Annotated in this window: 10 protein-coding genes and 1 tRNA gene; 3 read left to right on the top strand and 8 right to left on the bottom strand. The window is 75.6% G+C overall.

All coding sequences use genetic code 11. The features are described from left to right. The first annotated feature begins 128 nt into the window (after positions 1-128). Together ACI78S_RS19035 and ACI78S_RS19030 are read left to right on the top strand one after the other, a co-directional pair. Positions 129-205, top strand: a tRNA-Met gene (locus tag ACI78S_RS19035). A gap of 184 nt (positions 206-389) precedes the next feature. Beyond that, on the top strand, positions 390-1,337 hold the full coding sequence (locus ACI78S_RS19030) for a class I SAM-dependent methyltransferase (RefSeq protein WP_456976213.1): 948 nt from the start codon (positions 390-392) through the stop codon (positions 1,335-1,337). A gap of 64 nt (positions 1,338-1,401) precedes the next feature. Here ACI78S_RS19030 and ACI78S_RS19025 read toward each other — a convergent pair whose 3' ends face one another. The 6 genes from ACI78S_RS19025 to ACI78S_RS19000 all read right to left on the bottom strand — a co-directional run bounded on the left by ACI78S_RS19025 (position 1,402) and on the right by ACI78S_RS19000 (position 7,689). Continuing rightward, the gene (locus tag ACI78S_RS19025) at positions 1,402-2,529 is read right to left on the bottom strand and encodes a CDP-glycerol glycerophosphotransferase family protein (RefSeq protein ID WP_456976211.1); all 1,128 of its coding nucleotides are present in this window, start codon (positions 2,527-2,529) and stop codon (positions 1,402-1,404) included. After that, positions 2,526-3,356, bottom strand: coding sequence for a phosphocholine cytidylyltransferase family protein (locus ACI78S_RS19020; RefSeq protein ID WP_456976209.1), 831 nt, complete (start codon positions 3,354-3,356; stop codon positions 2,526-2,528). Before ACI78S_RS19020 ends, ACI78S_RS19025 begins: the two co-directional genes overlap by 4 nt. Continuing rightward, positions 3,343-4,470 (bottom strand): CDP-glycerol glycerophosphotransferase family protein, encoded by a 1,128-nt coding sequence (locus ACI78S_RS19015; protein ID WP_456976207.1) that lies wholly within the window; start codon positions 4,468-4,470, stop codon positions 3,343-3,345. Before ACI78S_RS19015 ends, ACI78S_RS19020 begins: the two co-directional genes overlap by 14 nt. Then, entirely contained in the window at positions 4,467-5,261 is a 795-nt protein-coding gene (locus ACI78S_RS19010) for an HAD family hydrolase (protein ID WP_456976205.1), read from the bottom strand. Before ACI78S_RS19010 ends, ACI78S_RS19015 begins: the two co-directional genes overlap by 4 nt. 35 nt (positions 5,262-5,296) lie before the next feature. Then, the gene (locus ACI78S_RS19005; protein ID WP_456976203.1) at positions 5,297-6,880 is read right to left on the bottom strand and encodes a mannitol dehydrogenase family protein; all 1,584 of its coding nucleotides are present in this window, start codon (positions 6,878-6,880) and stop codon (positions 5,297-5,299) included. 335 nt (positions 6,881-7,215) lie between these two features. After that, entirely contained in the window at positions 7,216-7,689 is a 474-nt protein-coding gene (locus ACI78S_RS19000) for a hypothetical protein (RefSeq protein WP_456976201.1), read from the bottom strand. A 240-nt stretch (positions 7,690-7,929) separates the two neighbouring features. Here ACI78S_RS19000 and ACI78S_RS18995 point away from each other — a divergent pair, with 240 nt between their 5' ends. Next, positions 7,930-8,574 carry a GNAT family N-acetyltransferase gene (locus ACI78S_RS18995; RefSeq protein ID WP_456976199.1) on the top strand — a complete coding sequence of 215 codons (645 nt, stop codon included), beginning with the start codon at positions 7,930-7,932 and terminating at the stop codon, positions 8,572-8,574. 112 nt (positions 8,575-8,686) lie between these two features. Here the strand turns inward: ACI78S_RS18995 and ACI78S_RS18990 are convergent, their stop codons facing one another. Together ACI78S_RS18990 and ACI78S_RS18985 are read right to left on the bottom strand one after the other, a co-directional pair. After that, positions 8,687-9,223 (bottom strand): N-acetyltransferase family protein, encoded by a 537-nt coding sequence (locus ACI78S_RS18990; RefSeq protein ID WP_456976197.1) that lies wholly within the window; start codon positions 9,221-9,223, stop codon positions 8,687-8,689. Between the two features lie 143 nt (positions 9,224-9,366). Then, entirely contained in the window at positions 9,367-10,077 is a 711-nt protein-coding gene (locus tag ACI78S_RS18985; protein ID WP_456976195.1) for a TetR/AcrR family transcriptional regulator C-terminal domain-containing protein, read from the bottom strand. Positions 10,078-10,146: the final 69 nt, after the last annotated feature.

The raw sequence follows: 10,146 nt of genomic DNA, 5'->3' as shown, positions 1-10,146 counted from the left end.
GGGGGGGAGTGGGGCTGGGGGGGCGCGGCGCCGGCGCCGGCCTGGGCTGGCCGGGGCGGGGGGGGGGCCCGCCCCCCCCCCCCCCCCCCCCCCCCCCCCGCCGGAGCCTGGTACGGTGGTGTCACCGACGCGGGGTGGAGCAGCTCGGTAGCTCGCTGGGCTCATAACCCAGAGGTCGCAGGTTCGAATCCTGCCCCCGCTACCACCGGACAGGGGCCCTCGCAATGACTGCGGGGGCCCCTGTCGCATGCTCGGGCATCCCCCGGCCCGATCGTGCTGGGCGAGGCCCGTCACGTCCCACCGGCGCCATCACCGCTCCCGGAACGCTGGTGGCTCGCTCCGGCGACCGACAGAGTGGCCGTCGGGGCACCCGGATGCGGGGAGGTCGCATGGCCCGGTTGATCAGCTCCCGCGCGCTGGTCCGGCTGCTGCGCTCGGGCGACCTCCGCGCGCGGTCGCGCGCCGTGCGGGACGGGCAGGCCGCCCTGCGCCTGCAGGTCGTCAGCGCGGCCATCGACACCGGCGTGCTCGGCGCGCTCGGGGACGGCGCACGGTGGCGGCCGGCCCGCGCCGGGCGCGCCGTCGTCGAGGACGACCTCGTCCGCGCCTCGTACCAGGGCTTCGGCGGGTTCCACACCGACCTCTACCGGGAGCTGCGCCCCGTGCTGACGGGCGGGCCGAGGCGCCGGGACGTCCTCGAGCAGGGCGAGGTCGTCGCCCGCATGGCCGCCGGTTTCGACACGTTCGTGCACGACCTGCTGGTGCGGACGGTCACCCGGAGCCGCCCGTGCCGCGTGCTCGACGTCGGCTGCGGCGCGGGGCTGCAGCTCGCCGGGATGCTCCAGGCGGCGCCCGAGGCCACCGGCGTCGGGGTGGACGTCGACGTCGAGGCTGCCGCCCTGGCCGGCCGCACCCTGCGGGAGCGCGGGCTCGCCGACCGTGCCACCGTCGAGGCGGTCGACATCCGGACCGCGCTCGCCGACGGGCCGCGCGGGGCCTTGGCCGAACCCTTCGACCTCGCTCTGCTCGCCAACGTCGTCCACTACCTGCCGCCCGCCGAGAGGGTGATGCTGCTGCGGGCCGTCGCCGGCGTGCTCGCCCCCGGCGGCACCGTTCTCGTGATCACCACCGCTGCCACCCCGCAGCTGTTCAGCCGGCACATGGGCCTGCTGCTCCGCGCGCAGGAGGGCGACATGCAGCTCCCCGACGCCGATTCGCTGGTGCGGCAGCTGACCGAGGCCGGCCTCGACCCGCAGCCGCCGCAGGACATCGTCGCGGGGGCGCCGCTGGTCGCGGTGTCGGCCGCGCGGCCCGGGGGCGCGAACCCACCCCGCTGAGGAAGAGCCGGTCCGACCGGTCCCGCCACGTCCCGGCCTCGACCTCCGGCCGCCGGTGCGAGTGCTACGCCTGTCCCGCCTCCCGGAGGCTCACCTCGGCGGCGCCGCCGTCCCCGACTGTGCTCGCGGGGGCGGGCAGCACCAGGTCCAGCACCCGGTCGGTGGCGCGGCCGTCGTCGTGAGCGCAGAAGCGTTCCCGGAACCGCTCGTAGCGGTCACGGTAGGTGGCTCGGAGCCCGTCGAGGTCGTGGAGTGCGTCGAGGACCTCGTCGGGCGTGGTCAGCAGCGGCCCGGGGGCGATCTCCTCCAGGTCGAGGTACAGGGGCCGCAGGTCCGTCCGGTAGTGCTCGAGGTCGTAGGTGAAGTAGACGATCGGCTTCCCGGTCAGGGCGAAGTCGAAGGGGGACGACGAGTAGTCGGTCACCAGCACGTCCGCGGCCAGGTAGAGCAGGCGGACGTCGGGGTGCCCGGAGACGTCGACGACCCCGGGGGCATCGAGGTCGTGGGAGGCGCCGCCGACCACGTGGTGCAGCCGGACGAGCAGGACGTGGTCCGGCCCGAGGCGCTCGGCGAACCGGGCCGGGTCCAGGTGCAGCTGCAGGTCGGGGCCGTCGGCGGCCACCTCGTCGTCCCGCCAGGTGGGGGCGTAGAGCACGGCGGTGCTCCCGGCGGGGATGCCCAGCTCGGCGCGCACCCGCCGGCGCAGTTCGGCGGAGTCGGGTGCGCCGAGCAGGTCGTTGCGCGGGTAGCCGGTCTCCGCGACCGGGCCGCGGTAGCCGAAGGCCGCGGGGAGCAGCCGGGCGGCGTCGGCGTTCTGGGACAGCAGCAGGTCCCAGCGGGCGATGTCCCGGTCGGCGAGCTCGGGCACGCTCTCGGGCTGGAAGACGACGTCGCGGTGGACCCCCTTGAGCGGCGTGCCGTGCCACATCTGCAGGTAGGTGGCGTCCTCCCCCTTCGTCCAGTCGACGTCGAGGTGGATGCTGGCCACCACCAGCTGGGCCGACTCCAGCGCGGCGACGGCGTCCGGGCCGTCGAGGGACACGACGGCGTTCCCCGGCGGGACGCTCCCCTCCTGGCCCGGCTCGCACATCCACACGTGCTCGATGTCGTCGCCGCGGGCGACCAGGGCCTCGTGCAGCGCCCTGGGGTTGTCGGAGTACCGGCCGTCGAAGCTGCGGTAGACGACCTTCACGCGACCAGGTCGCCGGCGCTCGGGGTGGCGGCCGCGGCCGGGGCCACGGCGGCGGAGGTGGCGGCGCCGGCGCGACCGGCGAGCAGCTGGTTGGCGCGGACGAGGTCCTCCTCGAAGTCGACCTCCACGGCGCAGAAGCGGGAGATGTCCAGCGGCCAGAAGCGGAGGCCGTCCTCGGCGATGGCGGTCTCGATGCCCCGCTCGAAGTAGTCGCCGTCAGCGCAGCGGACCAGGTGCTCGACGAGCACCGGCTTGTCCGCGGCGGCGACGTGGTTGATCCCGACGGCCTCGCCCAGCCCGCCCGCGACGGTCTTCGACAGCTCCCGGACGAACCCCTCGGCGTCGAGGGTGTACTTCACCTCCTCGTCGGCGACGGTGGACGTGTCCACGCAGACGAAGCTCTGCCCGGTGTGGACGAGCTCCACGGTCGCCTCGAGCACGGCCGGCTCGAAGACGACGTCGCCGTTGAGCCAGAGCACGCCGCCGGGACGGCTGGTGCGCAGCGCCCGCAGGAGGCTGCGTGCGGTGTTGGTCGTGGCGAAGTCGGGGTTGTAGGAGAACAGCAGGTCCGGCGCGGCCCCCATCAGCTGCCCGCACTCGTGCCCGACCACCGCGGTGATGGAGGCGTCGCTGCCGAAGGCCGCTCGGATGCCGTCCAGCTGCTGCTGCAGGATGCTGCGGCCGTCGTCGAGCGTGGTGAGCGGCTTGGGCAGCGCGCGGCCCAGGCGGGTGCCCATGCCGGCGGCGAGGATGACGATCTGCACCGGTTCTGCGCGGTGGTCCGGTGCGGCCCACGCGGGGGCGGGCGGACGGTCAGTGGAACGCATGCAGTCCTCCTCCGTCGATGGTCGAACGGCCCGCCGCGACGGGTGTCGCGGCGGGGAAGAAGCGGTCGAGCACGCGGTCGGCGGCGTGCCCGTCGTCGCGGCAGCAGAACGTCTGCCGGAACCGGGTGGCGCGCTCGTCGTGCGCGGCGGCCACGGCGTCCAGGTCGCCGAGGGCGGCCAGCACGTCATCGCTGGTCGCCAGCAGCGGCCCGGGTGCGATCTGCTCCAGGTCGAAGTAGAAGCCGCGGACGCGGTCCCGGAAGTCGGCGAGGTCGTAGGTGAACAGCAGGATCGGCTTGCCGGTGACGGCGAAGTCGAACATCGCCGAGGAGTAGTCGGTGACCAGCACGTCGGCGGCCAGGTACAGCTCGCTGATGTCCGGGTGGGCCGTCACGTCCCGGAACGGGGAGCCCGGCACGGGGGCCGGCCGGTTGGTGACGAGGGAGTGCAGCCGCAGCAGGAGCACGTGCTCGTCGCCGAGCGCACGGGCGAAGTCACCGAGGTCGAGCGGGAACTCGTGGTCGGTGGGGCCCGCGGCGAAGACCACGTCGTCCCGCCAGGTCGGGGCGTAGAGCACGGCGGTGCGCCCCTCGGGGATGCCGAGCTGCCGGCGCACCCGGGCGCGGATGGCGGGGGCGTCGGGGGAGCGCAGCACGTCGTTGCGCGGGTACCCGGTCTCGTGCACCGGCCCGGTGAAGCCGAACGCCCGCCGGAACAGGGGGGTGCTCGCCGGGTTGGGGGAGAGCAGCGCGTCCCAGCGGGCGATGTCGCGGTCCAGCCGGGCGAGGCGGCCCTCCGGCGCCCACCGGACGTCGTTGTGGATCCGCTTGAGCGGCGTGCCGTGCCAGGTCTGCAGGTACACCGTGCCCGGCTGCTTCTCCCAGTCCAGGTGGACGTGGTCGCCGGCGACGACGACGTCGGCGGACTCGAGGGTCGCGCGCGCCTCCGCCGTCCCGTACTCGACCGTCCGCGCCGCGGCCGGGAAGTCGGCCAGCCGGTCGGGTGCGGCCAGCCAGACGTGCTCGATGTCGTCACCGCGCCGCTGCAGCGCCTGGTACAGCGCGCGCGGGCTGTCGGAGAACTGCCCTCGGAAGCTGGACCACACCACCCTCACGGCCGGACTCCTTCCACCGGCACCGGCACCCGGTCGCGGGCGGGGGGAGGGCGCCGGACCAGGACCGGCAGCGGCAGCTGGGCGAGCTCGGCCCAGGACGAGACGACGGTCAGCGCGCCGGCGGCGCGCAGGTCGGCCGCGCGCGCTGCCCGCTCGTCGACGGGCACGAACCGCACGTTGCCGATCGTGGGGCAACCGGCCCGGACGGCGGCCAGCGCCCCGGGGACGGAGTCCTCGACCGCGAGCCCCTGCTCCGGCCGGATGCCCAGCCGGTCGCAGGCGTGCAGGTAGACCGCGGGGTCGGGCTTGCTGGTGGGTGTCGGCAGCGAGTCCTCCGCGCTGAACCGCCGTTCGGCCGGGATCAGCTGCTCGAGGCCGGTGGCGGCGAAGCACCCGGCGAGGCGGGACAGCGCGCTGGAGCTGACCGCGGCCAGGGTCAGCCGCGCCCCCAGCAGCCGCAGCGCGTCGAGGACGTCGGGGTCCGGGCGCAGCTCCCGGCGCAGGTGCGCGGTGACGACCTGCTTCTCCTCCTCGACCCACGGCTCCAGGTCCGGGACGGGGACGCCGTGCTCGACCGCGAGGTCGCGGGCCGTCGTCCGGAAGTTCTTCCCCGTCGTGGTCAGGCGCAGCTCCTCGGCGGTGTACCGCCGCTGGACGCCCAGCGCGGCCAGGTAGCGGTTGGTCACGCCGACGGAGGCGGTGAACGCGGGCGCCTCGGAGGGGAACAGGTTGCCGTCGGCGTCGCACAGCAACGCTCTCAGGTGCGGCAGCACGGAGGTGAGCAGGGGCACGGGCAGCCCTTCCTGTCGAGGAGGTCGGTGGTCGGTCACGCGGTCGCGGGCCTCGGGCACCCACCGGGGAACGGGGGAGTGGTCCCGGGCCGCTGGGGGTCGGGGGAGGCGAGCCGGGCGGCCACGGTGGCCCGGACGCCGTCGAGCTCGAACTGCCGCAGGTGGCCGGCGACGGCGCCGACGAAGGCGGGGCAGTCGCCGAGGCCGCCGAAGAGGTCGCGCCGGGCCAGCAGGCGGCGGGGATCGGGCCCGCCGGAGCGCGCGAGCTCGGTGAGCCGCTCGGCCTGCGGGTCCTCGACCTGGATCTCGCGCCCGGCGTCGTCCCGGCCGAGCAGGTAGCGGAACCAGCCGGCGACCGCGAGCGCGAGCAGGTCGAACGGGCGGCCCTCGGCAACCGCCTGGTGGGCCGACGGCAGCAGGTAGTCGGGCATCTTGGTCGATCCGCGGCGGCACAGCCGCTCCAGCCGGTCCCCGATGGCGGGGTTGGCGAAGCGGTGCAGCAGCGACTCCTGGTACTCGCCGAGGTCGACGCCCTCCGGCTCGACCAGCTGCGGGGCGATCTCGTCGCCCATCAGCCGGGTGACGTACGCGCGGAACACGTCGTCGGCCATGACCTCGTCGGTCCGGCCGTGCCCGGCCAGGCGACCCAGGTAGCCCAGCGCGCAGTGGGCGGCGTTGAGCAGCCGGGTCTTCATGACCTCGTGGTCGTGGACGTCCCGGACGAAGCGCACCCCGACCCGGTCCAGCGGCGGCCGGCCGTGGCAGAAGGTGTCCTCGACGACCCACTGGGAGAAGGGCTCGGTGATCACCGGCCACCGGTCGTCGACCCCGAAGGTCCGGGCGACGTCCTCGCGCTCCTCCGGCCCGGTCGAGGGCGTGATCCGGTCGACCATGCTGTTGGGGAAGGCGACGTGGTCGGCGATCCACCGCGCGAGCACCTCGTCGCGCCGTCGGGCGAAGCCGATCACCGCGGCACGCGCGGCCGCGCCGTTGGCCAGCAGGTTGTCGCAGGACAGCACGGTGAACGGGGGCACGCCGGCCCGGCGCCGTCGGTCGAGGCCCTCGACGACGTGCCCGAAGACCGAGCGGGGCCGGTGCGGGTGCGTGAGGTCCGCGAGCGCCTCCTCGTCCGGGTCGTAGGTGCCGGTCCGCGGGTCGACCCGGTAGGTGGTGCCGGTGATGGTCATGGTGACCAGGCGGGTGCGCGGGTCGGCCAGCAACGACAGCACCTTCTCCGGTGCGTCCGGTGCGAAGACGTAGTCGACCATCGCCCCGACGATCCGGGCCGACTCGGCACCCGCGTCGCGCTCGACGACGGTGTAGAGGTGGTCCTGGGGGGCCAGCGCATCGCGCATGGTCGGCGTGTGCAGGCCGACGCCCACCACACCCCAGCCCGAGGTCACGGACCGCTCGGCGAGCTCGTCGAAGTAGACGAGCTGGTGGGCCCGGTGGAACCCGCCCACGCTGATGTGCACGACGGACGGCGTGAGGCCTGACCGCTCGTAGGTGGGGATGTGCACCCGTCCGGCGTGCTTGACGAGGGTCCTCGCGTTGAGCGGGTGGACGGCCGCCCGGCTGACGATGGCTGGGGTGCCGGGCGGGTCGATCGATGGGGCCACAGGGCTCCTCCCACTGCTGAGGCACGCGGCTGGCGCAGGGGAGCGGGGACGATCTGCATCGCGGCGAGCGTCGGTCCGGATGCGGCGGAGGCCCACCAAGGTGGGTCACGGGTGCCGGACCTGCGGCACGCGTCGTCCCCGGCACCATGCTGGGGACAACCGGCGGCCGGGCTCGCGCCACTGCTCGACGCTGGTGGTCGGTCGTTGCCCCGGCGGAATCCGGGTCAAACCCGTCCGATCAGGAAGGGGGTCCCTGGTCAGGCCGCGCCCGGGGGTCACCCCGACCGGACGCGCGACGGGCGTCCGTGGGCCGGACTGCCTGAGGGGATCGGCGGCTACAGCAGGCCGACGGTGAGCAGCGCGGTGGCGATGGTGAGGTCGGCGACCAGGCAGGTCTCGGCGTACCAGCGGGGCACCACCCGGCCGAGGCGGTGGTGGGCGACGTCCCAGGCGGCGTGGGCCACCCATCCGGCGGCGAGCACGTAGCGGGCGGCGGCCGGGTCGACGGCGACCGCGGTGAGGGCCACCGCGCCGAATCCGAGCACGGCCGCGGTCTGGGCGGTGAGCAGCCGCCGGACGCCGAGGTCGCCGCGGGCGGTGCCCCAGGTGAGGTAGACGACGGCGGCGAGCAGCACGCACCAGGCGCTGATCCACACGTGGACGTGGGCGGGGACGCGGGCGAGCAGCGCGAGGCCGTTGAGGGCGGCGACCACGCCGAGCGCGGTCGGCCAGCGCCGGGCGAGCACGCCGCGCAGGCCGCCGCGGGATCGGGTCGGGGATTCCGCGGGTGCCGCGGTCGTGCTGGTCATGTGAGCTCCTCGGTCCGGGTCGGTCCGGCTCGGACGCTACGAGCGGGCCGGCTGCGTCGCGCCGGGAAAACCGCCAGGTCGGGCCCCGGGTGGATCCGGCGGCTCGCCCGGTCAGCAGCGACCGGCAGCCGCCACCAGGGGGGAGCGAGCCGGCCGGTGGGGTCTGCGGCGATGATGCTGCCCGACCGCGCCGGCCGGCCGGGCCCACCACCCGGCCCCCGACCAGCGAACGAGGAGCAGATGTCCCAGCACGTGCGCCAGGCAGCGCCCGAGGACGCCCCCGCGGCGGCCGCCGTGCTCGCCGCCGCCTTCTCGGACTACCCCTGGACCAGGTGGACCGTCAGCGCCGACCGGCACGGCGAACGGCTGGCAGCGCTGCACCACCTGTTCTTCACCGAGGTCGCGCTGCCCTTCGGGTGGGCCGACGTCGGCGACTCGGGAGGCGACGTCGTGAGCGTCGCGGTGTGGATGCCCGGCACCGCCGTACCCGACGACGTGTGGGCGCACGTCGGCCCGGCCGCCGCCGACCTGGCCGGCGACCGGGCGGCGGCCGCTGCCGCGGCCGAGGAGGCGCTGGCCGGACGCCGGCCCGCCGGACCGCACGTGACCCTGGCCAGCCTCGGCGTCCTGCCCGACCGGCAGGGGCGCGGCGTGGGCGCCGCGACGCTGGGTCCGGGGCTCGCCCGCGCCGATCGGGAGGGGCTGCCGGTGCACCTGGAGACGAGCGCGGAGCCGAACGTGCGCTTCTACCGGCGCCTCGGCTTCGAGGTGACCGACGTCGTCGACCTGCCCGGCGGCGGCCCGCGCACCTGGCTGATGCGCCGTGAACCTCCAGGTGGAGCCGCCGGGACCGCGGCGGATCGGGAAGCGGGGACCGCACGGTGAACGCCGCCAAGCCGGCGCCCCGCACCGCCCCGGTGCACCGGACGGCGGCGCCGTCCTCGGCCGTGGACCTCCCCGCGCCGGTGGGCTGACCGACCACGGGACCTGTCCGGGCTCAGCGCTCGAGCAGCAGGGCCATGTAGTACTCGTCGACCGGCCGGCCGTCGCGGTGCAGCGCGCGGCGGCGGAGCCCCTCGACCTCGAAGCCGGTCGACAGGTAGAGCGCGACCGCGCGGAGGTTGTCGGTCATGACCGTCAGCTCGAGCCGATGCAGGCCCCGGCGGCGCGCCTCGCTGCCGGCCGCCGCGAGCAGTCCGCGGCCGACCCCGCGACCGGCCGCGGGCGCGTCGACGCCGAGGACCACGTACCCGGTGCGGGCGGCCCGCCGGTAGGGCAGCACCTCCACCGACAGCCAGCCGGAGAGCGTCCCGGCGCCGGCCGCCACGAGGTCGAAGGAACCCTCGTCGGTGTGCCCGGCGAGCCGCTCGGCCAGCCGGAGCGGGGACCGCTCCCGCTCGCCGGGTTCGAGCAGCATGAAGCCGGACTGGGCGTCCAGGCGGTGCTGCAGCGCGAGGAGCGCCGGGGCGTCGTCCGGCTGGGCCCGGCGCACGACGGTTCCCGTGCGAGCGCGGGCACCCCGGTCGTCGCTCACGCGACGTCCCGGGGCGAGGGGAGCGGCGCGACGCCCGTCCGCGGGGCGGGCACCCGGCGCCACCGACGTGCGGTACCTGCCACGGGCCCAGGTTACGGGCGGACCGGTCTCGTTCCGGGTGGCGGCGCCGGCCGGGTGGGGCGTCAGCGAGCCACGCGCAGCGCCAACCCGTCCAGGAGGACGGCGAGGCCGTAGTCGAAGCGTTCGTCCAGAACGGGGGACCAGATGTGGCGTCCCAGCTCTCGTAGGCCGGGGAGGGCGTCGGCGTCCAGCTGGTCGAAGCGGCTGCGGACCGCCGCCAGAGCCCGCTCGTCGTAGGCGCGGTCGAGGTTCGCGCGGTCGAGGGCGAAGGTCGCCTCGAAGCCGATGACGTAGTGCACGAGGGTGTACCAGGCATGACCCGCCTCCGGCCCGTGGAAGCCGGCACGCAGCAGCACGCGGGCGAAGGCGTCCGCCATCCGGTCGGAGTTCGCGCCGAGCGGGTCGCGCCCGCTCAGCACCGCGGCGACGCCGGGGTGGGCCCGCAGCGCCCCGCGGAGCCGGTGCGCCAGCGCCTCCACCTGCTCGCGCCAGGTGAGGCGCGCGTCGAGGGTGACCTCGACCTCGCCGAGCACCCGGTCCAGCACCAGGTCGAGCAGAGCGTCCATCCCCGGCAGGTGCTTGTACAGCGCCGAGGGCGCGACCTGCAGGCGGGCGGCGAGGGTGCGGGCGTTGAGGCCGCCCACGCCGTTGTCGGCGATGATCTCCAGGGCCGCGGCGGCGAGCCGGTCGCGATCCAGTCCCCGGTGGCGGCCGGTCCTCGACGGTGTGCCGGTGGCCCGGCCCCTCCCCCCAGGTGCTCCCTGCGCCGCCATCTCGCGCCTCCCTTGACGGTGAACTGCGTTCACCATACCGTGCCGACCACGTGGTGAATGACGTTCACC

This window comes from Geodermatophilus sp. SYSU D00815, from assembly GCF_054050035.1.
This window is presented reverse-complemented; position numbering and strand designations above follow the sequence as displayed.

Coding starts and splice junctions, on each gene's coding strand:
- ACI78S_RS19030 (WP_456976213.1), top strand. CDS start 390: ATGGCCCGGTTGATCAGCTCCCGCGCGCTGGTCCGGCTGCTGCGCTCG.
- ACI78S_RS19020 (WP_456976209.1), bottom strand. CDS start 3,356: ATGCGTTCCACTGACCGTCCGCCCGCCCCCGCGTGGGCCGCACCGGAC.
- ACI78S_RS19000 (WP_456976201.1), bottom strand. CDS start 7,689: ATGACCAGCACGACCGCGGCACCCGCGGAATCCCCGACCCGATCCCGC.
- ACI78S_RS18995 (WP_456976199.1), top strand. CDS start 7,930: ATGTCCCAGCACGTGCGCCAGGCAGCGCCCGAGGACGCCCCCGCGGCG.
- ACI78S_RS18985 (WP_456976195.1), bottom strand. CDS start 10,077: ATGGCGGCGCAGGGAGCACCTGGGGGGAGGGGCCGGGCCACCGGCACA.